The sequence below is a fragment of the Streptomyces sp. NPDC059582 genome, assembly GCF_042735715.1.
Lineage (GTDB): Bacteria > Actinomycetota > Actinomycetes > Streptomycetales > Streptomycetaceae > Streptomyces.
The window spans coordinates 48,302-73,057 of record NZ_JBHWCC010000026.1; the positions used below are offsets into that span (position 1 = coordinate 48,302).

Sequence of the window (24,756 nt, forward strand, 5' to 3'; positions counted from 1 at the left end):
ACAGCACACAACACATGCCGTCGGCCCGGGGACAGGGCCCTTGTGACATCGCGGGGCCGTTGGGCCCCGCCGGGCTCCGCAAACCCGGCCCCCGGGGGTGGTGCGGGGGCGGTCGACCCGCCCCGGCACCACACACAACCGAAGTAAGAGAGAAATCATGAGCATGACCAACCGCGAACCGCAGGCCCTCGATGTCCTCGACGACGCCGGACGAAAGGTGCTGTTCACCGAGGCCCGGACCGCGAACACCTTCGCCGAGGTGGCCGTTGCCGACGACGAACTCGCCATGATCTGGGAACTCGCCCGCTGGTCGCCGAGCGCCGCCAACGGCCAGCCTCTGCGCGTGCTCTTCGTGCGCACTCCCGAGGGCAAGGAGCGACTGGGCCCGCATCTCGACGAGGGCAACAGGGCCAAGACGCTCAGTGCGCCGGCCGTGGCTGTCTTGGCCTACGACGTCGACTTCCACGAGCAGATGCCGACCGTCTTCCCGGCTCGCGGCGAGATGCTGCGAGCGGCGTTCGCCGACCAGTCGGAGAAGCGCGAGAGCCTCGCGGCCTACAACTCGGCATTGCAGACCGGGGTCTTCTTGCTCGCGGTGCGCGCGGCGGGGCTGGCGGCCGGTCCCATGGCGGGCTTCGACCGGGCCGGCGTGGACGAGGAGTTCTTCGCGGGTACCAGCTGGCGCTCGCATCTGGTGGTCAACATCGGTCACCCCGGTGCCGACCCGTGGTTCCCGCGGCTGCCGCGGGTGCCCGTCGATGACGCCGTCGCCTATGCCTGAGGGCACTGCCGCCTGGTAGGTGAGAGGCGCCATGCCGTGGGCGCCGGTACTTCTGAGCACCGGCGCCCCAACTGTCCTGCGGTAGCGGGGTGGTGCGGATGTCGTTGCAGCCGGAAGGGTTGCCAAGATCCCGGAGCGGACCGTGCTGGTGGCGCGGGCCGCCCACTCGCACGGCAGTCGGCCGATACGGGCGCGGGACCGTCTCGCGGAATTCTCCGCCGACGAGCCGTTTGCCGCCTCGTTCGGCGTGCGCGGGGCTCCGGGCATGTCGCCTCGCTGGTCACGGTGTTGCAGTGCGCCACCGGCTCCTGGAGCACTGCCGACAGGCAGGGCTCGTCGGCGCCGGAGGTAAGTAGTGCACCGACTCCACCCACGTGATCAGCGGGGTGCGCGACCTGAACCGCGCCTGGAGCATGCAGGGGAAAGCCGACGCGCGGCCCTGGAGACCCTTGTGGACGCCGCCCCTGCGTTGGCTGGCCGCACGGATCGACGTGCCTGAGTTCGCCAACCGCTACGGCCCGCGGGTCGACGGATGGGCGATGCCCTGGTCCAAGACCAAGCGTGACCGCCTCGCTCTGGTCTTCGCCCAGGACCGCTACGCCCTGTGCCGGGCCGCTTGGGCGCCGGGCCCCCGCATGGATGCATCGCCCGTTCGACTGGTGCCAGAGGTGGCAGCAGCGCAGGCACTCGCGGCGGCACGTCAGCGTAGGAGGCTTCGACGCCCGCCGCTACGAGTGGAGAGGCTCCCCGGAGGGTCGATGGGCGCTGGTGCGCTCGCTGCCCGGGGTGCGGCCGCCCTGCTTGGTCGAGCGAAACGGGGTGCGCTGCTCTGTGGAGGCCACGACGCTTCGGCGCGTGCACCCCGCACTACTCGCAGTGGTGACACCAGTTTGCTCGCGGGCAGACCCAGCTGGGCTCGTCCACTGGCTTCGGGCCCATGCCGAGCCGCGTCCGCCCGGCCAACCCTGCCAGGGTGCCCGCGAGTTCCTTGGAGGAGCCGGTCGGTCGGCCCGTCTGCCGGGCAGGCGAAGGCCCCGAATTCCCAGAAGGAGCTCGGGGCTGGGGCGGCTGTTGGCGGGGACGGGGTTGTGGACGAAGAGTGGGGTCCTCGCCCGCTCGGGGCGTGTGCCGACTGATCAGCCAACTGATCGAGAAGGACGGCGGTCTGACCGTCTTCGCCAGCGAGCCCTGGACTGCCGTTGGGCCTTCCTGTCAATGTCGCCCTCGGCCGGTGTACCGAGGGCGACTCGTGTACGCCAGAGCCGCGGCCGTATGTGAACGGAGGGCCAGTCGTGTGACGGAGGCCTCTCTGAGACAAGTTGACTCATAGGTTCTCTGTGAGTCAATCTGTCTCACATAGGGGTCGCGAAGTCGGATCCCGTAACTGTCCATAGATGTCGTCGATGCCATTGCATGCGCGCACAAGGTCTCTAATGGAGGAAACCATGAACGCTACGGTCACGAAGAAGGCGGGTAAGGGCGCCACCGACGGTGTTGTTTCCGAGATGGCCACGTATTTCCACATCAAGCCGGGGCACGAGCAGGAGTGCGCGGCGGCCTGTCAGCGGATGGTCGAGGCCCTGAAGCAGGCCCCCATGGCGGCCACCATCAAGACCGGACTGCGTGACACCCGCCACGTGATCTTCAACAACGGCACGGAGCTGCTGTGGGCCACCACCTTCGAGACCGAGTGGGAGCCCTACATCGACGACGCGTTCCTGACCGTCGGTTTCGAGCACTTCGTGGACTGGATGCAGCACACCACCGAGTGGGACACCAAGATCGCCCCGTGGATCGAGAAGTCCGGCGGCCTTGAGTCGCTCACGGGCGACAAGACGCGCGAGGGCTTCGATGAGCACATCATCGCGAACATGGCCGGCATGAGGTGGATCCTGCAGGACGGGCAGCAGAAGGCCACCGCCTACTGGAACCCGGTCAGCTCCCTGACGATGTCGGAGATCACCAAGGCTGAGCGGATCAACGCCGCTTTCCAGGAGGTCCTGGACGACCCCGCCGCCGAGGAGGCTCTCCAGCACCCGGCCCTCAAGCCGCTGCTCGCCCAGGCCGCCAGCTGACCCACCACACCCCGGAGGGGACACCAACCCCGCCCCCTCCGGGACCTCGGTGTGACCATGACTCGAAGCGGTGCGACCACGATTCCAACCGGTCCAGCGACGACCGAGGCCGCGACAATCGGTGAGACATGCGCCGTTGGCGCGGGTGGGCTCAGACCGTGCACTTCGCCGTAACACCCGCTGGCGGTAGGCGGATGGCCGTTGATCTGAGCGACTCCTGACCGCGCCCTGGCGGCAGGCAGGAGGAGCTCAACGGCACCCTCCTGCCCGCACCTGCCGCCGACTCCGTCCGGCCGGAAGGCTCCTGGACAAGGGCGTGGGTCTGCTCGTCGGAGTCGGACTGGACAGATGGCGTCCGCTCCGACCCCGTCTTGTCCCACTTCGGCCTGTCGCTCAGCCCGCGCGGCCATGTCGACACCCCGCACCCTCCAGGTCAGGGGCCTCGACCACGCGCGCGACAACGCCCTGGTGCCCGATCTGGCCGCCGAAGAGGGCGCGTGAGGCCCTCCCGACGCGCAGCCCGCCCCGACGCGACCCCAGTATTCGCCGACAACGTGATCGCGGTTCCGCGCGGCCGTCCGCCGCAGGAGTACCGGCACAAGAACCTGGGCGCGGTGGGCCGCCTCGGCCTCCACGAGGGCGTCACGATCCTCTTCACCGAGGCGGTCACGTCGTCCCACAACCGCACCTGATCTCTCTGCCCGTTTGTGTCCCTGTCTCTGCCGTCATACCCCCGTCCGCTGCCTGGAGGGCTGTCCCCATGTCACACAACGCAATCGCCGCCGCTCGCGGCGCTGAGACCACACCTGAGAATGTGCCTGTCGACCCGTCACACCAGCGCCGCTGGTGGATCCTGTTGGTCATCTCCCTGTCCATGCTGATGGGTGTGCTCGACGGCACCATCGTGAACATCGCCCTGCCGTCCGCCCAGCGCGACCTGGGCTTCTCGGACGCCGACCGGCAGTGGGTGGTCACCGCCTACGCGCTGGCCTTCGGCAGCCTGCTGCTGCTCGGCGGCCGGATTGCGGATCTGGTCGGGCAGAAGGTGATCTTCCTGGTGGGTCTGGCCGGCTTCGCGGCCGCTTCCGTGGTGGGAGGCGCGGCGAACGGTTTCGGCATGCTCGTCGCTGCGCGCGCGGTCCAGGGCGGGTTCGCTGCCTTGCTGGCCCCGTCCGCGCTGTCGCTTCTGATGACCACCTTCACCGAGCCGCGTGAGCGAGCGAAGGCCTTCACCGTCGCGGGCTCGGTCGCCGGTGCGGGCGGAGCCGTCGGCCTGATCCTCGGCGGGGTACTGACGGAGTACCTGGACTGGCGCTGGACCATGTACGTCAACGTGGTCTTCGCGGTGGTGGCGTTCGTCGGTGGCGCAGTCCTGCTGCACCGCACCCCGCGGAACACGTCCTCGAAGCTCGACATCCCCGGCACTCTGCTGGTCTCCGCCGGCCTGTTCTGCCTGGTCTACGGTTTCTCGAACGCCGAGACGCATGGCTGGGGTTCGGTGGCGACCTGGGGCATGCTGGCGGCCGGTACCGTCCTGGTGACCCTCTTCGTCTGGCGGCAGAGCAAGGCGGCATATCCGCTGCTGCCCCTGCGGGTCCTGCTGGACCGCAACCGCGGCGCCTCCTTCGCTGCCCTCTTCGTCAGCGGCGCGGGCATGTTCGGCGTGTTCCTGTTCCTGACCTACTACCTGCAGCAGAACCTCGGTTACAGCGCACTGAGGACCGGCTTTGCCTTCCTGCCCATGATCGTGGCATCGTCGTCCGCCTCCGCCGTGGCCGCCAACGTCCTGGTGCCGCGCATAGGCCCCAAGCCGGTGGTACCGCTGGGCATGGCCATCGCGGCCGCCGGCATGATGTGGATGACCACGCTGGACCTGAACAGCGGATACGTGACGCAGGTAATGCCCCAGCTGGTGCTCGTCGGCGTCGGGCTTGGCGCGGTCATCGCGCCCGCGATGAGCCTGGCCACCTCGGGCGTGGCCGCCGCCGACGCGGGAGCCGCGTCCGCCGCCGTCAACACCGTGCAGCAGGTCGGCGGGTCCATCGGCGTCGCCCTGCTCAGCACGATGGCCTCCGACGCCGTCACCGAATACCTCTCAGACCGCGATCCCAAGGACCCCGCCGTCCTGGCCCAGGCCGGCCTCGAGGGCTACTCCACCGCCTACTGGTGGTCGGCAGGCTTCTTCCTCATCGGCCTGGTCGTGACCGCCCTGCTCTACCGCCGCGGCGTGCCGCAGCAGGACGAGGACGCCGCACCTGTCGTCCACATGTGACCAACGAACGGGTCTGTCTGGGAGGGCGCGTGCTGCGCTGCACTCACTTGCTGCGACGGCTGCCGTGCACGAAGGATCATGGGGAGGAAGTGTCCGGGTACCTTTGACGGGGCGGCCCCGGGGGAGTCGTGCAGGTTCTCCAGGCACCCGCCTTAACTTCTGAGACAAAATGCCCCATACTAGGCTGCAAGTCGCTTTGTCTCACAGAAGGGAATGGAGAGGTGGAAGACAGAACCGATCCGCGTCTGTTGCGCAGCCGTGACGCGATGGTCTCGGCGGCCACCGCGTTGCTCACGGAGGGTGGGCTGGAGGCCGTGACGCATCAAGCGGTTGCCACCCGTGCCGGCGTCGGCCGGGCCACCGTCTATCGGCACTGGCCCGGCCTGCTCGACCTCCGCCTGGCCGCGCTGGAGGCCGGCATGCCGCCTCTGCCTCCGATGCCTGAGGAGCTTCGGGCCGCTACGGGCGACGATCCGCGAGCGGAGCTGGTTCACCGTCTGGGCGTGCTTGCCGAGCGGTGGGACGACGAGCAGGCCGGTGCTGTCCTTGCTGCGATCCTGGGTGGCTCACGCCATGACGAAGGCATGCGCCGCCTCCGGGAGTCGCTGCTGAACCAGATCGCAGATGCCCTGCGTCCCGCTGTTGCCGCGGCCGTGGCGCGCGGCCAGCTCAGGTCCGACGTCACCCCCGAGACCTTTGCCATGGCTACCGCGGGTCCCCTGTTCTTCGAGCGCTTTCTCGCCGGGAACCGCCTGGGTCGTGACACCGTGGACGCCGTCGTGGACGCCGCCATGCGGGGCTGGTCGTAGCGTCGTCGAGTCCCCGGCGTGGCTGGATGTCCCCAGTCGGGTCGGGGCTGATCAAGGTGGCATTCCCTCGCACTCGTGAAGAGATGCGAGGTCCTGTCATCTCCGGGGTTCGCCGCCTCGGTAGCCGTCGGCCGGACCTGTCGGCGTGAGCCGTTCGGCCCGCGGCCCGGTGTGGGTGCCACCGATCCGATCACTGCGCCTATGGATTGAATCAGTGTGACGCAGATCCCTCTGAGACAAGTTGACTCATAGGTTCTCTGTGAGTCAATCTGTCTCACACAGGGGTCGCGAAGTCGGATCCCGTAACTGTCCATAGATGTCGTCGATGCCATTGCATGCGCGCACAAGGTCTCTAATGGAGGAAACCATGAACGCTACGGTCACGAAGAAGGCGGGTAAGGGCGCCACCGACGGTGTTGTTTCCGAGATGGCCACGTATTTCCACATCAAGCCGGGGCACGAGCAGGAGTGCGCGGCGGCCTGTCAGCGGATGGTCGAGGCCCTGAAGCAGGCCCCCATGGCGGCCACCATCAAGACCGGACTGCGTGACACCCGCCACGTGATCTTCAACAACGGCACGGAGCTGCTGTGGGCCACCACCTTCGAGACCGAGTGGGAGCCCTACATCGACGACGCGTTCCTGACCGTCGGTTTCGAGCACTTCGTGGACTGGATGCAGCACACCACCGAGTGGGACACCAAGATCGCCCCGTGGATCGAGAAGTCCGGCGGCCTTGAGTCGCTCACGGGCGACAAGACGCGCGAGGGCTTCGATGAGCACATCATCGCGAACATGGCCGGCATGAGGTGGATCCTGCAGGACGGGCAGCAGAAGGCCACCGCCTACTGGAACCCGGTCAGCTCCCTGACGATGTCGGAGATCACCAAGGCTGAGCGGATCAACGCCGCTTTCCAGGAGGTCCTGGACGACCCCGCCGCCGAGGAGGCTCTCCAGCACCCGGCCCTCAAGCCGCTGCTCGCCCAGGCCGCCAGCTGACCCACCACACCCCGGAGGGGACACCAACCCCGCCCCCTCCGGGACGGGGCGGCATCCCCGCCCCCCTTCACGACCCGCGTGACGACTCCGTCCACGCAAGACAGTTCTGGAAGGCATCATGAGCATCGAGAAGGGCAACGCCCTGGAGCTCGACGACATCCAGGCCGCCGCTCTGGAGCCACGGCCGACGCCCTACGCGGGCGCCTACCTCGCCCTGCGCATCGACGACCGGCGGCAGGGGCGCGAGCTGCTCCGGCGGCTCACCCCCGCCCTCGACTCGGTCGCCGCGTTCGACCCCGAGCGCCAGGTCTCGCTCGCGGTGGCACTCAGCTTCCAGGGCCTGACGGCCCTCGGGGTGCCCGAGGAGTCGCTGGCCACCTTCCCGGAGGAGTTCCGGGAGGGCATGGCCGCGCGGGCGGAGTACATCGGGGACGTCGGGGAAAGCGCGCCGGAGAACTGGGAGGGCCCGCTCGGTTCGAAGGACGTGCACCTCATCCTGGGCGGGCTCGCCCCGGATGCCGCCCGCCTGGAGACGGTCCTCCTCCTCATCCGCGACGCCCTGCGCGATCTGCCCGGCGTCGTCGCCATCTGGCAGCAGGACGTGCACGTCGGACCGGACGAGAAGGAACCGTTCGGGTTCCGGGACGGCATTGGTCAGCCGGCGATCGAGTGCACGGGCATCCCCGGTACCAATCCGTACGAAGAGCCGCTCAGGGCAGGCGAGTTCATCACCGGATACACGGACGAGACCCACGGCGTCGCACCCGTTCCGCAGCCCGAGGTGCTCGGTCGCAACGGAACGTACGTGGCCTTCCGCAAGCTGCACACGCGAGTCGCCGACTTCCGCAAGTACCTCCACGAGCGCGCCACCGACACCGCCGACGAGGAGTTGCTGGCGGCCAAGCTCGTCGGCCGCTGGCCCAGTGGCGCCCCGCTGGCGCTGACGCCGGACAAGGACGATCCGGAACTCGGTGCCGATCCCAAGCGGAACAACGAGTTCATGTACGGCGACGACCCGGAGGGTCTCAAGTGCCCCGTGGGCGCCCACGCCCGGCGCATGAACCCGCGGGACGCGGTCGTCACCGGCGAGGTGCGTCTGCACCGCATGATCAGGCGCGGTACGACCTACGGTCCGCCGCTGCCCAAGGGGGTGCTGGAGGACGACGGCGCCGACCGCGGCATCATGTTCGCCTTTGTCGGAGCGCACCTGGACCGGCAGTTCGAGTTCGTCCAGCGGCAGTGGGTGAACGACGGCAAGTTCATCGGGGCGCCCGCGGAAAAGGACCCGCTGATCGGCATGAACGACGACGGCGGGTTCACCGTCCCGCGCAAACCGATCCGCCGCCGCTTCAAGGGACTGCCGCCGTTCGTCGTCAACCGGGGTGGCGAGTACTGCTTCATGCCCGGACTGTCGGCGCTGCGCTGGATCGCCGACCTCGACACCTGACATCTCTCACAAGTAACGCGAAAAGGAGCGTTTCCCATGGCTGACCACTTCTCCGGGCCGCGTGCCATCGCCGACCCCGCGTCCGACATCTGCGACGTGTACGCCTTCCCGAGCCCGGAGCGGCCGGGGAACCTGGTGCTCGTCCTCAACGTGCTCCCGGCCTCGGCCCCTACGGCCCTGTTCTCCGACGTGATCACCCACCGTTTCCGCGTCCGGCCGATCACGTCCGTGAGCGAGGGCGCCGCTGCGGCGTTCAATGTCGGCGAGGACGAGTACGTCTTCGACTTCACCTTCGACGCTCCCCAGAAGGTTGGCGGCACGGGCACCCTGGTGCAGGCGGGGACGTGCCAGGCGCCCGGCGGCCGGAAGGTCTCCTTCCAGGTCGGCAACGAGGTGCCCACCGAGGCCGAGGGGCTGAAGATCTTCGCCGGGTCGCGGCTCGACCCGTTCTTCATCGACTTCGTGGGCGTGATGGTCACCGAGGCGACGGGGAAGCTGGCCTTCAGGTCTGATGCCAGCAACGTTCTGGAGGGCCTTAACGCGCTGAGCATCGTGCTCGAAATCGACGCCTCGGTGCTGGGCCCGGCCGCCGGCTCGCTGGTGGCGGTCGTCGGCGAGACCCTGACCTCCGGTGGTGGACGCCCGGTCCGGCTGGAGCGCATGGGCCGGCCGGAGATCAAGAACGTGGTCATGTCGCCCAAGAAGTTCGACCATGTCAACAGCGATCTGGAGATCCGCGACCTCTTCAACGAGGAGGACGCCTTCAGCGTGCGGCCCGACTATGCGAGCACCTACCGCGCACGGCTCAACGCGAACCTGGCGTTCTACGACGGCCTGGACGGCGCGACCGCGTGGCCGCTGGACGAGCAGGGTGCTCACCCGCTGACCGAACTGCTGCTGGCGGACTTCCTCGTCGTCGACCTGTCCAAGCCCTTTTCCGAGGACGGCTGTTTCGAGATCGAGACCGCCCTGCTCGTCGGCGGCCCGCACATGACCTGCGGTGGCCGGTCGCTCAACGACGACATCGTGGACACCCTCTACACGCTGCTGGTGGGCGGCATCGACGGCGAGCGCATCAGTGACGGCGTAGACCAGCCGACTCAGCCGGCCACCCGCAGCTTCCCCTACCTGAACGCTCCCAACGCGACCCCTCCGGACCTGGGGGCCCGCCTGGCCGCGCTGATGCCTCCCCCCGGGGAGGCGGCATGACCCGCGCGTCTCTCGAGGAACGTGAGCCGGTCACGACGAACGGCACCATCGCAGTAGCGAATCTGCACGGGCAGATCGACGGCCTGGCCGTACGGCTCAGCCGTGCGGGTACCGGGAAGACGCCTGGGGCTCCGTTGGCGGTGGCGCAAGGGGCGGCCCTGATCGACCTCCTCAACCTCCGAGGCCAGATCCTGGGCCGCGTAGCCGACTACGAGCAGGCCGCGGAACTCGCTGAGGGGCTGGTTCGCGCCGCACCCGAGGACGGCACGGCCCTGCTCGCCCGCGCCAGGACGCGGGCGACCCTGCACCGCTTCGCCGAGGCCGTTGCCGACCTCGGAGCGGCGGGCCGGAGCGGCGTGGACGAGGCCACACTGGACGCGGAACGAGCTGTCGTCCTGCAGGCCCTCGGCTGTTACGCGGATGCCATGGCCCTGATCCGCAAAGCGTCAGAGCGGCAGAGCAGCTTCACGACATGTGGCGCGCTTGCCGTACTCCAGGCGGAACGCGGGGAGGTTGCCGAGGCGGACAACCTGTTTGACGAGGCGCGGCGCCACTATCGGGGAACCTCGCCGTTTCCACTCGCCCAGCTGGACTTCCGGCGCGGTGTGATGTGGCACCGCGAGGGCGATCTCGATGCGGCCAGCTCGTGCTACGAGGCCGCACGGCGCCGGGTGCCCGACTACGCGTCGGCACTGGGCCACCTGGCGGAGGTCGAGCTGCTGCGCGGAGACCCATCGGCTGCCGTCGCCCTCCTGCGCCCCCTTGCGCACACCAGCGACGACCCCGAGTACGTCGGCCACCTGGCGGCCGCGCTGCACGCAGGCGGCCGCGTCCACGAGGCACATCAGTGGCGCGAGCGCGCGGCAGCGGGTTACGACGAACTGGTGCTGCGTCACCCGGAGGCTTACGCCGACCACGCGGCCGACTTCTGGCTCACCGTGGGGTCAGATGCCGAGCGGGGGCTCCAACTGGCCCTGCAGAACCTCGCATTCCGTCAGACAGCCCGAGCCCATGCCCTGTTCCAGCGCGCTGTCCTTGCGCAGAACCGGGTCGCACAGGCTGCCCCATGACCGCCGAGCGGTGACGCCGGCGGCAAAAGGTACCGCCGGGGTCGGCCGACACGCTGGTGTGCCGTTCGGCCGACCCCGCACTGGGGCAGACGTGCCCGGCCTCTTACCGGCTGATGCCCTCATCCCTGAGCCCCTTGCCGCGCACCTCACCGCTCTGTGGCCCCACGGACCGCTGCAGCACTCCTAATCAGCAACCACTACCCGAGAAGGCCAAAGCGATGGACACCATGCTGGCAGGACGCGTCCACCTGGACACGAAGAAGTTCGTCATGGAGGAGATCCCGGTTCCCGAGCCCGGACCGGGCGAAGTACTGATCGAAGTGAAGGCTGCGGGCGTATGCCTCTCCGACCTCCACCTCATCGACGGAAGCATCTCGCCGCTGCACTTGAACTCCAACGTGCTCACCCTCGGGCACGAGATCTCCGGTGTCATCCATTCCGTGGGCCCCGGCCTCAAGCGCAAGCTGGCCGTCGGCACGCGGGTCGCCCTGCAGGCGGGGCAGCCCTGCCGTGAATGCGCCACCTGCGTCAGGGGCGGCACGTGCACGTCGTTCCGCGGTCGCGGCGTCGACTACGACGGTGGCTGGTCCCAGTACACGATCGCTCGTGAGGACACCGTCGTTCCCATCCCCGACACACTTCCCTTCGACCAGGCGGCGATCATCCCGGACGCCGTTTCCACCTCATACGCGGCCCTGGTCGAGACTGTGCAGGTGCGTTCCGCCCAGTCCGTGGGCATCTGGGGAGTCGGCGGGGTGGGTGCCCATGCCGTCCGGCTGGCCCGCACGATGGGTGCCACGCCGATCATCGCCGTCGACCCGCTGCCCAGTGCGCGTGCGCGAGCCCTCGCGTTCGGCGCCGATATCGCGCTCGACCCGTCCGACCCCGGTTTCACCGAAGCCGTGCTGCGGGCCACCGACGGCCTGGGCCTGGACTACGCCTTCGACTTCGCCGGTGTTCCCCGGGTCCGGGAGCAGGCGTCGCCCCTCCTCGGTGACCACGGTGCGCTCGTCCTGGTGGGTATCACCATGGAGCCGCTGACGATCTCGGAGAAGATGACCTTCAACCTGAAGAACAAGAAGGTGTACGGACACTACGGATCCTCGTTCGATCACGTCTACGAGCTGATCCGGCTCGCCGGCAGCGGCCGTCTCGACCTGGCCCCGTCCATTACGGACCACATCTCCCTGGCCGACGCTCCCAAGGCGATCCACCGCCTGGAGAACAAGATCGGCGATCCGATCCGCCTCATCCTCGTTCCCTGACGAGTCGACCGAGCGCGTGGGCGTGCTGGCCGTGCCCTCTCGAGGCGTGCGGCCTGGGCGTCCCCGCGAAGAGCAGGGTTGCGCAGAAGAGGCCGAAATGACGGCGCCTCGTCGTGATCGACGTACCGCCATGGCGTCCTGGCGTCGGCGTCCGCCCATCGTGCGAACAACACCCGCAACCGCCGCCCCGGAGAAGCAGACGACATGCGCGACTCACGCAACGCCACCCCACCCGACGACAGCAGCAATGCGACCAGCCTGTCGGCAGCAACTGTTCGTACCCGCGTGACGGTCCCGCTCCGATTCGGAGACGGCTATGCGGTCACCGCCGACCTCGCCACCTTCCACGGCCTCGCCGACGGCAAGGAACATGTGGCCGTAATTCTCGGCGAACCGCACGCCGGCCGGCCCCCGCTGGTGCGCCTGCACTCCGAGTGTCTGACCGGAGAGGTCTTCGGCTCGGCCCGCTGCGACTGCGGCCCGCAACTGCGCGAGGCGGTCGAGGGCATCGCGGACCGCGGCGGCGTCCTGCTCTACCTCCGCCAGGAGGGCCGCGGCATCGGCCTCTACAACAAACTCGATGCCTACACCCTCCAGGACCAGGGCCTCGACACCTACGAGGCCAACGCGGCCCTCGGCCTGCCCGAGGACGCCCGCGACTACACCGCTGCCGCGCAGATGCTTACAGCTCTCGGTATCTGCGAGCTGGACCTGCTTTCCAACAACCCGGACAAGGCAGCCCAGCTGCGCACCTTGGGCCTTACGGTGACCCAGCACGTTCCCACGGGCGTCTTCACCACGGCTCACAACGTTCGCTACCTCCGTGCCAAGGTGGTCCGTACTCAGCACACACTGCCGCTGACAGAACTGACGGCCGAGCCCAACGTCTCGAGACAACTCCAGCCACAGGCCGAGCAGACGGGCGAAGACCGCTCCGGAGCAATGTTCGCCATGGACTCGTCGGGCCAGGGTTCCGGCCCCGCGTCGTCGTCATGAGTGACAAGTGAGTGTCTCCCTGCTGAGAGCACCCATCGCGGTCGGGTCGTTGCTCGACCTGGGCCTCCCGGCGGCCGCGATGGGTGGGTCCTCGCCGCCGTACCAGCCCTGACGGCAACCTTGCCGACCCAACGCCCGGAGAGGGCCGACCGGGCAGGAAAAGCGAACCTGGCATGTTGACGGCGGCACGGCCGGTATGGCGGTGCCGATCGACGCCATGATGGCCACTCCCGCCACCCAGCCGTCGTCGGCCACGAACACCGTCAGGAGCGAACGGAGCTGCGCGGTCGGCCCTGGCCACCGGCAACGACGCAGCAAGAACACGCGGCCCCGAACAGGCAGACGCAGCACTCCTGGAGCTGTTGGAGGGGCAGGAGAAGGGCCTTACCGCCAAGGGCGAGACCAAGCGGCGGGATTCTTCGACGACGAGGGCAACACCGGCTCGAGTATCCAGAGCGCCCACTGCCGTCGGATCTGGTCAGACGGTGGCCGGGAACGAGATGCTGTGGCTGGTGGCTGGTGGCTGGTGGCTGGTGGCTGGTGGCTGGTGGCCGGTGGCCGCGGACTTGGCCCGGCCCCCCTGGCGTTGGGCGAGCGCGGCGCGGATGAACGCCCCAAGGCCCGAGCCCGGGAGCTTTTGGGGCCGCCCCGGTGCGACGGGGGTCCACCTCACGTCTGGCTCGGCCGACGCCTGCTTCCAAGCCTCTGCGGCGGCGCGGGGCCGTGGCGACGCCACCCGGACATCTATGAGACGACTTGACTCATAGAAGCTTTCCGATACACAATGTCTCACAGGTGGGGCTCCCGCCGAGTACAGGACCTATGAGCAGTTCGAGTACAGGACCTATGAGCAGTTGAGGAGTGGCAATGGGCAAGACAGAGAACATCGTCGTCTTCCGCTTCACCGAACAGGCCTCCGCCTACCAGGCGCTCAGTGAGCTGCAGCGGCTGGACGGCCCGACTGTGAAGGTCCGGGGTGCGATGCTCGTCGAGCGCGGGGAGGACGCGACGGTGCGGATTCCGGAAGGCGTGGACACCAGGGCGGGGGAGGCCACGCTGGTCGGCGGGCTGGTCGGTTCGGTGGTGGGCCTGCTGGGTGGACCGCTCGGCGTCGTGCTGGGCTGGGGCACCGGCGCCCTGGTGGGCGGCGGTGCCGACTGGCGGCGGGCGACGGAGGGTTCAGGCTTGGTGGCGCTGGTGGCCGACGAAGTCAGCGCGGGCAGCACGGTGCTGGTTGCTGAGGTCGCCGAGCGCGACACCGCGGCGATCGACGTGTTCGCGATGCGATTCGGCGCGGTGCTGGAGCGCAGGCCGGCCGAGCGGGTGCAAGCCGAGGTCAAGGCGGTCCGCGACGCGGAGTCGGCTGCGGAGCGTGAGGCCGCCAAGGCGCGTCGGGAGCACAAGAAGGCCCAGCTGGAGGCCACGATGGAGGCACGCGGCAAGTCGCTCAAGCAGCGGCTCCAACGCCCCGTCGCCTGACCTCACACGTCGTCACAGGCAGGGCGCAGGTCGCGGCCCCGGGCGCTGTAGGTGTTCGGATGATGGCCGCGTTGCGATACCAGTCGGTGTCCGGCCGGCGGTCCGCGTACCGATGTGGCCCCATCTCACGGCCAGGAGGCAGTGGGCCGGACCGTGGCGCAGGCCGGCCGCTGGGAGTGCGAGGACGAGTGCCCTGTCCCGCAGCTTGTCCAGGCCCGTCACTGAGCACCGTGGCTGGGACGACCTTGGTGTGCGATGTCCGGCTCAGTCCGGGACGTCTGTCAGATTCCGGGCTGCGGGAATCGCGGTTGGGCCTGTCTTGGCGCTGCGCCGAGCCCTGACTCCGCGGGACCTTGGCCGGCCACACGACCCACAATTCCGGGCAGAGCGATACCGGCTGCCCGGCTGATCACCCCTTTTTTTCTATCTCATGGAGGTGTTGTGCCGTGCGCACAGCCAATCTGAACGGCCGCCTGGTGCTCGTCTTCGACGACGGTGTGGTGGACGTGGAGAAGGCCAGTGACGGGCTGTTCTCCTCGGACCCGCAGGCAGCCTTCGAGCGCTGGACCGAGTTCCGCGACTGGGCCCGGTCCGCGGTCGCGACCGGCCCCGAGCGGATGCCCTTCGAAGGGCGGCGGCTGGGCGCACCGGTTCCGCGCCCGCGCCAGGTCTTCGCCGTCGCCTTGAACTACGCCGACCACGTGACGGAGTCGGCGGTCGCCGTACCGGAGCGTCCCGCTGTCTTCACCAAGTACCCCACGTCTCTGACCGGGCCTTACGACACGATTGCGCTGCCGAGTGACCTGGTGGACTGGGAGGTCGAACTGGTAGCGGTGATCGGTCGCGAGGCGTACCGGATCGCCGCCTCGGACGCGTGGCAGCACGTGGCCGGGCTCACGCTCGGCCAGGACTTGTCGGAGCGCGGCATCCAGTTGCAGGGGCCGGCGCCCCAGTTCTCGCTGGGCAAGTCGTTCCCCGGCTTCAGCCCGACCGGGCCGGTACTGGTCACCCCGGACGAGTTCGACGCCCCCGACGATCTCGCGCTCGGCTGCGCGGTGGACGGCGAGACCATGCAGGACTCGCGCACCTCCCAGATGATCTTCTCGGTGTCCCAGCAGATCGCCTGGATCTCCGCGATCTGCCCGCTGCTGCCTGGGGACCTGATCTTCACCGGCACACCGGACGGTGTGGGCGGAGCCCGGAATCCGCGCCGCTTCCTGGCCCCCGGCGAGGAACTGCGCAGCTGGATTGAAGGCATCGGTGAGCTGCGCAATCCGCTGATTGCCGGCCCTGGTTACCCCGAAGGCCCGCAGAGCGCCTGACGCACGGCCTAAGTACATCACCGCACGCTGAAGCATTTTTAGGAGACTGCCATGGCCCTGCACCGCGTGGCACACATCACGATCGGCGTTCCCAACGTAGCCGCCACCTCCGCCTACTACGCTGATTTCGGGCTGACAGACCTCGGCGAAGACCGTTTCGCCACTGCCGACGGCGGCGAGCAGCTCAAGATCGTTCACGCGGTACGGCGCCGCCTGGAGGAGCTCACGCTCAGCGCCGACGACCCCGACGACCTGAGCCGGATCGCCTCCGCACTGAACCGGCTGGAGAGGCCGTTCGTCCGGGACTCCCACCGCCTGCGTGCGGTTGACCCGGGCACCGCGGTTACGGTGACCGTCGAGGTGCAGCCGCGCGTCGTGCAATCCCCGGCCGCCGCGGTGCCGTACAACGGCCCCGGGCGGGTCGAGCGGGCAGGTGTGTGTGCCCCCGGCGTGCTGCGTGACGGGCCGGTACGCGTCCGCCGCCTCGGACACGTCGTCCTGGGCTCCACCGACCAGGAGGCTTCCCAACGCTTCTTCACCGAAGGGCTCGGCTTCAAGGTCAGCGACCTGGTGCCGGGTGCGGCCTTCCTGCGCTGCTCCACCGATCACCACAACGTCCTCGTACAAAAGGCCCCCGTCTCCTTCCTCCACCACACCTCGTGGCAGGTGGACGACGTGGACGAGGTCGGGCGCGGCGCCACCCGGATGCTCGAAGGCCACCCCGAGCGCCATGTGTGGGGCTTGGGCCGCCATCGCCTGGGAGCGAACTTCTTCTGGTACCTCAAGGACCCGGCTGGCAACTTCTCCGAGTACTACTCCGACATGGACTGCATCGTGGACGATCAACTGTGGACCCCCGAGACATGGGAGGGCGCCAGTGCCCTGTACAGCTGGGGCCCGCCCGTGCCGCCGTCCTTCATCCGCCCCGACGACCTCGCCGCGATGATGACCGGCGCGCACGGCGTCAGCTGAACGAACCTCTACACAAGGTCCCCCCCACGCGGGCATACGACGTGCTGGTCGTCGGCGCCGCACCACGGCCCACAAGTTCTGATATCTGCGTACCAAGGTGGTCCGCGCTCAGCACACACTGGCGCTGACTGAACTGACGGCCGATGCCCATGGGCTCATCGCCCAGCCTTGTCGTCGACGCGAAACCGCACCTGAACAGGCAGATCGGCCGCGTCACCGAGCAGGAAGATGCCTCCCCCGACGGCTGCGGTCGAAGAAATCTGGGAGCTGACCTCGGTTGGTCGTGGGCTCTCACCGTCACTTTGTTGTAGCTCTCAGCGGTAGCGACGGCTTCGGCCGCAGGCCGAGTTCTCGACTTGCCGCTGCCTGCGGGGCGGGCCCGGATACTTCGCGACGCAGCCCTCGGGCCATGGGCTGGTCTCGTTCGGGGTGAGGTGGTTCGGCATGCGGGGCGTCGCCCTGCATCGCCCTGCACGAGGCCTGGGTCCTGCGGCGGCACCATGAGCGATCAGGCGAGTCTTGCCCTTTCTGGCAGGCTCTTCACCGTTCCATACAGTGTATGGTATTACTGATGAGTGGTTCCGTACCGCGTTTGGAACCTCGAGTGTCAGCGCACCGGCACCTCTTGTGCGTCTACTGACGCAGAGCAGGTCGGCCGCCGTGCGGGATGCATCTTCCTGACCCGTGAATCGAATCGCGTCAGCGACCTGAGTGCCGGCTGAGTCGGCAGAACGCTCTGAGCTGAAGGGAAAACCTGTGAGTAACCTTGCGAAGCGCATGCCTGTCACCCTCGCTCCTCCCTGGAGGCGTCCGGCAGAGCCCTTCTTGGTGCCAGAAGTACTGCGTGCGACAGCGTCGGCCGCTGACGCGAAGGTCGCCTTCGTCCGGCAACTGATGTCTGCGGCATCCCGCACCTGCCGTCGCAGTACCGCTTCCATGTCCCGGCCTCGCTCGTTCCGGCGGCGGAAGATTCAGTGGCTCTCACCGCGCGACTCGGCTCCAGGATTGAGAGCAATGAAGTCGTTGCGAACCGTGATCCGGGGGCTACCTGTACAGCTCGTCATCTCGCATGAAATGTCCTTGTGCACGAGCATGAGCCTGCAGTACGAACCCAGCGATCCCTATGCTGTCCGCGCCTCATTCGCCACCGGCAGTGACGAGACGGTGCAATGGATTATTGGGCGAGACCTTCTCGCCGATGGTCTGGAGGGTCCGGCCGGTGAGGGAGACGTACGCGTATGGCCCGCCGAGGAGCATGGCGCCAGTGATTTGTACATCCTCCTCAATCCGCCAGACGGCGCGGCCTTGTTCAAGGCCCCGGCACGTGAAATCAGGTTGTTCCTCCAAGACGCGGAGGCTGTGGTACCTAGGGGAGCTGAGTCCGGGCACATTGACTTGGACGCCTGGCTCACGCACCTCATTGCTACGGGTGAAGGGTCCTGGTGATCCACACCCGTAGGCTGTGCCTCTCAAGCTCAGGAGCCCTGTGTCGCCGAGTTAGCATGTGGAGTCTGGGGCTGGCACACTGAATTTGTGCTACCGCTGATTGCCAATGCGGTTCAGGATGCGTCTCCGTCGATTCCCGGCGCCGGCGTCGTGTCGGTTTGCGCGTTGATCTTCACTGTCGCATCCTTCTGGTGGATCAACGCCAGGCAAGGGTGCCTGAAGTCGTGGGAGCCTCATTCCTTCGCTGCGATTGTCCACTGCTCCCTGGCTCGTCTGAGGCTTCCGCTCGTCCTTCACAACACCGGTGCCAAGCCGATAGTCGTCCAGGATCTCAGGTTGACTTTCCCCGATGAGCCCGCCTCCCACCTGCCACTCCTGTGGGTGTCGTCACCGTCCCGTCTCCAACCTGGTCCTGAGGACGAGGCGAAGCTGCCAGCCGGATTTGCCGTGGCTGGCAGGGAAGCGCAGCAGCTCATCATCGAGTTCGAGGCACCATTTTCCGGATTCGATCCGGAGCCTCGTGACTACAAGGTCCAGATTCAGGCGAGGTTCGGCCACCGCAAGGGGTGGCGCACCCTTCTGACGTTCACCTTGAGGGCCGCCAACATCATGGATCCCGACCGGTACGCCGTCTACAGCAACGCACCTCTTGAACTGACGAAAGAGGACAAACAGAAGGCCGACGCCGCGCTACTTGAACTGCTGGACGAGCACAAGGGCCTCTCTGCTTCAGCTGAGAGGAAGCGGCGAGACTCTTCGACTGACGGTGGCGACACCGGCACGAATCTCTAGCAGGAGGGCCGTCCCGGGCTTCGCCTTGACGAATCCGTCGAGGCCTCGCCAACTGCAGTCGGAGCCGGTCAGGTGGGGCGGCCGGTAACGGGTAGCACGAAGAGTGTACGAAACAGTTTCGTTTCGTCCGGGGACTCCTATGGAGCCGTAGAGGGGGGAGTGGGGGTGGCGGAAGCCGCATCGGCGCGTCGCACTCGGATCACGTCTGAGCGCGAGGCCGAGCTGTATATGTCCGTGCTCGACCTGCTTCGGGAGGTCGGATACGACGCGCTGACGATGGACGCCGTGGCGGCCCGAACCCGGTCCAGCAAAGCAACGCTTTACCGCCAGTGGGGCGGCAAGGCCGAGCTTGTCGCCGGGGCGATCCGGCAACAGGAGCCGGCCGCTAGCGGTATCAACACTGGTTCTCTCAGAGGCGACTTCTACGCGGTGGTGACGCGCGAGGATGACGTCCGCATAGACCAGAACTACGCGCTTCTGCGAGGTCTGGCCACGGTGGTGCATGAGAACCCCGATCTCCTGCGCGCCCTCCGTGAGCTGATCATCGAGCCGGAGATCGAGGAACTGCGAGAGATACTGGGACGCGCCACCGAGCGCGGAGAAATCTTGCCGGACAACCCTGCGCAGGGCTACCTGCTTCACATGTTGATCGGCGCCTTCGCAGTCCGCAGCGTCATCGACCAGTTGCCGCCCACGCAGTCATTTCTCCCCTCTTACATAGATGCCGTGGTTGTTCCCGCTCTCGGTGCCTGACCCCGCGTGTCGCAGTACACCTTCCGCCGCTGCCGGACTGTCTCCGCCAACTACTCAACCACATTGGGCTGTTCGCGAACGAGGAAGCATTCCCATTTCGACATCGGCGCATGATTTCCCACGGACAAGCCGAGTTGCTGGCGTCGCAGCGCTGTTGCCTGCAACGGCGCGACTCACAGGTCCAGTACGACTTCTCCGGCGGGTTTGGAGCAGCAGATCAGGATGTTGCCCTCGCCCGGGGGCTCGACAGGGTCGGGCGAGTAGACGACCGACCCGGACATGAGAGCCAGTTCGCAGGTGTGGCAGACGCCGGTGCGACAGGACCACTGGACCGGTACGTCGCAGGCCTCGGCGAGTTCGAGCAACGATTCCTGGGCATCGTTCCAGGGGACGTTGAGGCCGCTGCGAGCGAAGGACACCTGCGGGCCGACGCCCGCAGGACCTGGGGGCTGGTGCGGCGCCGGTGCCGATGCCGCGCCCTTGATACCGGGGGTGATGGCAGCGCCTGAGCCGAAGATCTCGGTGTGGACGCGGGAGGCGGAAAGGCCGTAGTCCACGAGTTCGGCGGTGACGGTGTCCATGAAGGTGGCCGGCCCGCACAGGTACGCGTCCGCGTCGGTCGGCAGGCCCAGCTCGCGGACGAGCTCGGCTGACAGGTGTCCGGCTGCGGCGTAATCGACGCCCAGCCGGTCGGCGCTGGTGGGTCTGCTGTAATAGACGGCCGACCGTGCGTCGGGCAGTGCCGCTATCAGGTCTCGGGTTTCCTGGGCGAAGGGGTGCTCGCTGCCGTTGCGGGCTCCATGCAGCCACCACACCTGCCGGGTGGAGCGGGCGCGGGCGAGGGTGTGCAGCATGGCCAGGACCGGGGTCGCGCCGACCCCGGCGGAGAGCAGCACGACCGGGTTGGCTCCCTCAGCCAGGCAGAAGGTGCCGCGGGGCGCTGCGGCCTCCACACGGTCGCCGGCACGGATGTGGGCTCGCAGCTCGTTGCTGGCGGCGCCGTGGGGTTCGACCTTCACACTGATCCGGTACGTGCCGGTACCCGGCGCGCCGGACAGCGAGTAGCTGCGGATGAGGGGCGGAGTGCCTCCTTCGGGCCAGACCTTGACAGTGATGAACTGGCCGGGCAGCGCGGCCGGGAGCGCGGAGCCGTCGGCGGCGGCCAGACACAAGGAGAAGACGCTGCGGCTCTCGGGCTGGATGTGAGTGACGGTCAGGGGACGGAAGCCGGGCCAGGCAGGCGGTGGAGCGTTGGCTGCGGCGGTGAGCCCGGCGCTGCCGGAGGAACTCCCGGAGGTCCGGTTGTCGTCCTGCTCCAGGAGGGTCTTCATGGAACCCTGCCAGCCGGGGCTGAGCGCGGGGATGCGCAGGGCCCTCTCGACTTGTTCGCGGGTGTGGCCGGGCAGGTAGAGCACGCGGTCGAGTTCCTCGACGGTCATGGCCTCCGGTCCGGAGGACTCCTTGACGATCTCCTGCCCGGCCTCGACCTCGCCCTCCTCGATGACGCGCAGATAGAAGCCGGGGCGGTGGTGAGCCACGAGCAGGGCCGCCATCCGCGGCTCGCCCAAGCGCAGCCCCACGCGGTAGCAGGTGACCCGGGGTTGCGTGACCTCGAACAGGGCGGCGCCGATGCGGTAGCGGTCGCCGATGCAGACCTCGTCGTCGGGCAGGCCCTCAACGGTGAAGTTCTCGCCGAACTGGCCCGGCGTCAGGTCGTCGCGCCCCAGTTCCTTCGCCCAGAACCGATAGGAATCGAGCTGGTAGACCAGCACCGCGCGCTGCTCACCGCCGTGCCCGCCAAGATCTCCCTGGCCGTCTCCGTCGATGTTCAGCCGGCGCACCATCCGCGGCCCGGCCACCGTCTGCTTGTAAACGCCGGTGTACACGGTCTTGCCATGCCAGGGCACGTCTTGCGGCATCCCGACGTTCATCGCTGTCAGTCTGGCCACCGCGCCGCCTCCCTGGGACGCGCTTCCCGCCCGCCGCATCGGGAAGCGCATGTCTTCAACTGCCGCGCCCTCTCACGAACAGTCGGCGCGGGCGGGTCTGGCCATCTCTCATGTGAGGACGCGTCCGAGGAATCCGTGGATGTATCCGCTGACGGCGTCCAGGTGCGTCTCGAGGGCGAAGTGGCCGGCGGGCAGCAGGTGGACTTCGGCCTCGGGCAGGTCGCGCGAGAACGCTCGCGCGCCGTCCGGCCCGAAGATCTCGTCCCGCTCGCCCCAGACCGCGAGCAGAGGCACCTGACTGGTGCGGAAGTACTCCTGCAGCTTCGGGTAGCCCTCGATGTTCGTGGGGTAGTCACGGAACAGGGCGAGCTGGACCTCGTCGTTGCCGGGCCGTTCCAGCAGGAGCTGATCGAACATCCAGGTGTCAGGGCTGACGAGGCTGGTGTCGGACGCGCCGTTCTCGTACTGCCAACGCGTCGTGCTGGGACTGAACTTGGCCCGCGCACCCGGCTCTGTGTCACGGCTGGGATCGGTGGCGTACGCGAACAGATCGTCCCAGAAGGGCTTGGCGAAACCCTCCATGTACGCGTTCCCGCTCTGCGAGATGATCGCGCTGACGTCGAAGGAAGGGTCGAGGGCCAGGCGCCAGCCGATCGGCGCTCCGTAGTCGTGCACGTAGATGGCGAAGCGTTGAATGCCCAGATGATCCAGCAGCCCGGCGGTGACCCCTGCCAGGTTGTCGAAGGTGTAGTCGAACTCGTCCACCTTGGGCATAGCCGAGTGGCCGTATCCGATGTGGTCGGTGGCGATCACATGATAGTCATCGGCCAGTGCGGGGACGAGATGACGGAACATGTGTGAGCTGCTCGGGAATCCGTGGAGGAGCAGCACGACCGGCGCGTCGCTGGGGCCTGCTTCTCGGTAGAAGACCTTTTGCCCTTTGATGGTCGCTGACTTGTGTCGCGTGGGAAGCACATCAACCTCTTGCGCCCTCCGGCGCTGAAATGCGTCAGATCCACCCACGTGGCAGCTCATGCAATGCGTTCAGCCAAGGGTGACCGTCGCGGAGCCTCGGGGCTGTTTTCCCCTGCGTGGCGTCCTAGCCCCACGGCATATGACGTTTATTGCCACTCACCACGCTAGTCCTGACCATCAAGAAGGACAACGCGACTTAACCACGCCTATGGCTTGTCCCTTATAACGCTGTGACCTGGGAGATCGGTCGGCGGTACTGTCGGCCGATGGAGCCTGATGGGTCGAACGAGTGTCCGCTTCACGGTGCTGGGGTGAGCGCGCAGAGCTTGGTGGGTCGTCGGCTCGCGGAGGTCGTCGGCTCGTGGCACCTGTACGGCAGTGGTGCCCCCCGCGGGCCCGCTGACGTGCGGCTGATAGCTGACCGGGGTGCCGCCATCCACCTCACGACCCGATCGGATCGGTGTCTGATCGTTGCGGCGTCGGAGCCGGACGCCGGCTACGACATGGGCGGCTCGGGGCGCGTCACGGTGGGGGCGGTCGGTGAGGAGATGCCGTTCGCGGACCACGTCGGGGAGGACGTTTTAGAGGTGCGGGAGGAACACCCACCGATCACCGGGCGCGTCGCTCTGGAGGTCACATTCCCAACGGGTCGGGTCCGTTGTGAGAGCTGGGCTGGGGACCTCCGCTTGGCCTCGGTGTGATGATCTCGGCGTGATGGGGGAAACGTCAGTCGAGGCCGTGGATCGTGTCGGATGAACTGTGGTCGCTCATCGAGCCGTTGCTGCCCGCGCCGGGACCGAAGCTGCTGGAAGGCAGACCTCGAGTGCCGGACCGGCAGGCGGGGAGCATCGCCCCCTCACGCGAGTGCGCGTGGTCATCGGTTGGTCGACGCCAGCGCCTGCGCGGTGTAGCGCGCGCCGCTGACCTCTCGGGCTGGGACGGCGGCGCCGAGTGCGGAGCGTTCGTCCTGGGTCAGGACGAGTTCGGCGGCTGCGGCGTTCTCCTCGAGGTACTTTCGCCTCTTCGTGCCGGGGATGGCGACGGCGCCCTGTGCGTTGACCCAGGCGAGTGCGACCTGTCCCGGCGTCGCACCGCGTGCGCCGGCGATCTCCCGTACGCGCTCGACCAGGACGAGGTTGGCGGCGATGTTCTCCGGCGAGAAGCGGGGCAGTCCGCGCCGCGCGTCGTCCGGGGCCAGGTCGTCGATGCTGCGGATGGCTCCGCTCAGGAAGCCGCGGCCCATGGGTGAGGAGGCGACCAGGCCGATGCCCAGTTCGTCCATCGTGGCCTTGCGGCCGTTGTCCAGCAGGTCCTGGCTGAACAGCGACATCTCCGACTGGACCGCGGTGAGGGGGTGGACGGCATGGGCCCGGCGGATGGTCTCGGAGGACACCTCAGAGAGGCCGATGTAGCGGACCTTGCCCGCAGCGATCAGTTCTGCCATCGCGCCGATGGTGTCCTCGATGGGCGTCCCGGGATCGACCCTGTGCATGAAGTAGAGGTCGATCACTTCCGTGCCCAGGTGGCGCAGCGAACGCTCCACGGCCCGGCGAATGTGCTCCGGCCGGCCGTCCAGCGGACCGGGCGTGCCGTCGTCAGCGAAGTCGACGCCGAACTTCGTCGCCAGGATGACCTCGTCCCGGCGGTGTCCCAGCGCGCGGGCGATCAGCCTCTCGTTCTCGAAGGGGCCATAGGACTCCGCCGTGTCGATGAACGTGACGCCCAGGTCCACCGCGCGGTTGAGCGTGAGCACGGACTCCCGCTCATCCCCGGCGCCGTAGTCCACGCTCATCCCCATCGCACCCAGTCCCTGCACCGGCACGCGCAGTCCCTGGCTACCGAGGTCCACCGTCCGCATCAAGATTCCCTTCCCTATTGCATCGATCCGTCACCATACGCGCCTCTGTTCGACAGCCATCACGTGGCATGGCCCCGCGTTCCGACGAGAGGATCACCTGATGTGCTCGATCGCGCACAGCGGAGTCTGCGGATAGCCCGCACAGACATAGACCGTCCTGCATACGTGTTCGTGACACCGGTGGTTCACGAGGAGGCACGTCTCCCACCCAGGTCAGTGGGGCGGGGAGCGCTGAGGGTGTGCAGCGTGAGCAGAACGCCGGCGCTGCCGGCAAGCAGGCCGACGTTCA

Annotated in this window: 21 protein-coding genes and 1 pseudogene; 19 read left to right on the forward strand and 3 right to left on the reverse strand. The window is 67.9% G+C overall.

All coding sequences use genetic code 11. The annotated features are described in order from the left end of the window. Positions 1 to 157: 157 nt before the first annotated feature. The 17 genes from ACFV0T_RS22380 (at position 158) to ACFV0T_RS22460 (ending at position 19,685) form a co-directional block, all read left to right on the forward strand. On the forward strand, positions 158 to 781 hold the full coding sequence (locus tag ACFV0T_RS22380) for a malonic semialdehyde reductase (RefSeq protein WP_385781799.1): 624 nt from the start codon (positions 158 to 160) through the stop codon (positions 779 to 781). A 1,445-nt stretch (positions 782 to 2,226) separates the two neighbouring features. Then, entirely contained in the window at positions 2,227 to 2,856 is a 630-nt protein-coding gene (locus tag ACFV0T_RS22385) for a hypothetical protein (RefSeq protein WP_010981989.1), read from the forward strand. Positions 2,857 to 3,353: 497 nt separating this feature from the next. Continuing rightward, positions 3,354 to 3,548, forward strand: a complete 195-nt coding sequence (locus tag ACFV0T_RS22390) for a hypothetical protein (protein ID WP_385781803.1) — start codon at positions 3,354 to 3,356, stop codon at positions 3,546 to 3,548. A 68-nt stretch (positions 3,549 to 3,616) separates the two neighbouring features. Next, on the forward strand, positions 3,617 to 5,128 hold the full coding sequence (locus tag ACFV0T_RS22395) for an MFS transporter (protein WP_385781805.1): 1,512 nt from the start codon (positions 3,617 to 3,619) through the stop codon (positions 5,126 to 5,128). A gap of 221 nt (positions 5,129 to 5,349) precedes the next feature. Further along, a complete protein-coding gene (locus tag ACFV0T_RS22400) occupies positions 5,350 to 5,937 on the forward strand; it encodes a TetR/AcrR family transcriptional regulator (protein ID WP_385781809.1) in 588 nt (195 codons plus the stop codon). A 367-nt stretch (positions 5,938 to 6,304) separates the two neighbouring features. Further along, complete coding sequence (locus ACFV0T_RS22405) at positions 6,305 to 6,934, forward strand: hypothetical protein (protein WP_010981989.1); 630 nt, start codon at positions 6,305 to 6,307, stop codon at positions 6,932 to 6,934. A gap of 118 nt (positions 6,935 to 7,052) precedes the next feature. Continuing rightward, a complete protein-coding gene (locus ACFV0T_RS22410; RefSeq protein WP_385781811.1) occupies positions 7,053 to 8,381 on the forward strand; it encodes a Dyp-type peroxidase in 1,329 nt (442 codons plus the stop codon). A 36-nt stretch (positions 8,382 to 8,417) separates the two neighbouring features. Beyond that, the gene (locus ACFV0T_RS22415) at positions 8,418 to 9,590 is read left to right on the forward strand and encodes a DUF4331 family protein (RefSeq protein WP_385781814.1); all 1,173 of its coding nucleotides are present in this window, start codon (positions 8,418 to 8,420) and stop codon (positions 9,588 to 9,590) included. Further along, positions 9,587 to 10,660 (forward strand): tetratricopeptide repeat protein, encoded by a 1,074-nt coding sequence (locus ACFV0T_RS22420; protein ID WP_385781817.1) that lies wholly within the window; start codon positions 9,587 to 9,589, stop codon positions 10,658 to 10,660. The genes ACFV0T_RS22415 and ACFV0T_RS22420 overlap by 4 nt, the downstream gene beginning before the upstream one ends. A gap of 218 nt (positions 10,661 to 10,878) precedes the next feature. Next, positions 10,879 to 11,925, forward strand: a complete 1,047-nt coding sequence (locus tag ACFV0T_RS22425) for a zinc-binding dehydrogenase (RefSeq protein WP_385781820.1) — start codon at positions 10,879 to 10,881, stop codon at positions 11,923 to 11,925. Positions 11,926 to 12,129: 204 nt separating this feature from the next. After that, entirely contained in the window at positions 12,130 to 12,921 is a 792-nt protein-coding gene (gene ribA / locus ACFV0T_RS22430) for a GTP cyclohydrolase II (protein ID WP_385781823.1), read from the forward strand. Between the two features lie 867 nt (positions 12,922 to 13,788). Beyond that, positions 13,789 to 14,400, forward strand: coding sequence for a histidine kinase (locus tag ACFV0T_RS22435; RefSeq protein WP_385781825.1), 612 nt, complete (start codon positions 13,789 to 13,791; stop codon positions 14,398 to 14,400). 446 nt (positions 14,401 to 14,846) lie between these two features. Further along, positions 14,847 to 15,722 (forward strand): fumarylacetoacetate hydrolase family protein, encoded by an 876-nt coding sequence (locus tag ACFV0T_RS22440; RefSeq protein ID WP_385781828.1) that lies wholly within the window; start codon positions 14,847 to 14,849, stop codon positions 15,720 to 15,722. Between the two features lie 51 nt (positions 15,723 to 15,773). Further along, positions 15,774 to 16,694 carry a VOC family protein gene (locus ACFV0T_RS22445; protein ID WP_385781830.1) on the forward strand — a complete coding sequence of 307 codons (921 nt, stop codon included), beginning with the start codon at positions 15,774 to 15,776 and terminating at the stop codon, positions 16,692 to 16,694. Positions 16,695 to 17,708: 1,014 nt separating this feature from the next. Further along, positions 17,709 to 18,140 (forward strand): SsgA family sporulation/cell division regulator, encoded by a 432-nt coding sequence (locus ACFV0T_RS22450; RefSeq protein ID WP_385781833.1) that lies wholly within the window; start codon positions 17,709 to 17,711, stop codon positions 18,138 to 18,140. An 87-nt stretch (positions 18,141 to 18,227) separates the two neighbouring features. Next, positions 18,228 to 18,932, forward strand: a complete 705-nt coding sequence (locus ACFV0T_RS22455) for a hypothetical protein (RefSeq protein ID WP_385781836.1) — start codon at positions 18,228 to 18,230, stop codon at positions 18,930 to 18,932. A 165-nt stretch (positions 18,933 to 19,097) separates the two neighbouring features. After that, positions 19,098 to 19,685 carry a TetR/AcrR family transcriptional regulator gene (locus ACFV0T_RS22460; RefSeq protein ID WP_385781839.1) on the forward strand — a complete coding sequence of 196 codons (588 nt, stop codon included), beginning with the start codon at positions 19,098 to 19,100 and terminating at the stop codon, positions 19,683 to 19,685. A 173-nt stretch (positions 19,686 to 19,858) separates the two neighbouring features. Here ACFV0T_RS22460 and ACFV0T_RS22465 read toward each other — a convergent pair whose 3' ends face one another. Together ACFV0T_RS22465 and ACFV0T_RS22470 are read right to left on the reverse strand one after the other, a co-directional pair. Next, entirely contained in the window at positions 19,859 to 21,634 is a 1,776-nt protein-coding gene (locus ACFV0T_RS22465; protein ID WP_385781842.1) for an MOSC domain-containing protein, read from the reverse strand. Between the two features lie 108 nt (positions 21,635 to 21,742). Further along, on the reverse strand, positions 21,743 to 22,609 hold the full coding sequence (locus ACFV0T_RS22470) for an alpha/beta fold hydrolase (RefSeq protein WP_385781844.1): 867 nt from the start codon (positions 22,607 to 22,609) through the stop codon (positions 21,743 to 21,745). Between the two features lie 311 nt (positions 22,610 to 22,920). On the opposite strand from ACFV0T_RS22470, the gene ACFV0T_RS22475 reads away from it, so the two are divergent. Together ACFV0T_RS22475 and ACFV0T_RS22480 are read left to right on the forward strand one after the other, a co-directional pair. Next, positions 22,921 to 23,310 carry a hypothetical protein gene (locus ACFV0T_RS22475; RefSeq protein WP_385781847.1) on the forward strand — a complete coding sequence of 130 codons (390 nt, stop codon included), beginning with the start codon at positions 22,921 to 22,923 and terminating at the stop codon, positions 23,308 to 23,310. A gap of 41 nt (positions 23,311 to 23,351) precedes the next feature. Further along, positions 23,352 to 23,450 (forward strand): annotated as a pseudogene (locus tag ACFV0T_RS22480) (IS5/IS1182 family transposase); the annotation flags it as partial. Positions 23,451 to 23,483: 33 nt separating this feature from the next. On the opposite strand, the gene ACFV0T_RS22485 reads toward ACFV0T_RS22480, so the two are convergent. Continuing rightward, positions 23,484 to 24,467 (reverse strand): aldo/keto reductase, encoded by a 984-nt coding sequence (locus ACFV0T_RS22485; protein ID WP_385781850.1) that lies wholly within the window; start codon positions 24,465 to 24,467, stop codon positions 23,484 to 23,486. Positions 24,468 to 24,756 lie beyond the last annotated feature (289 nt).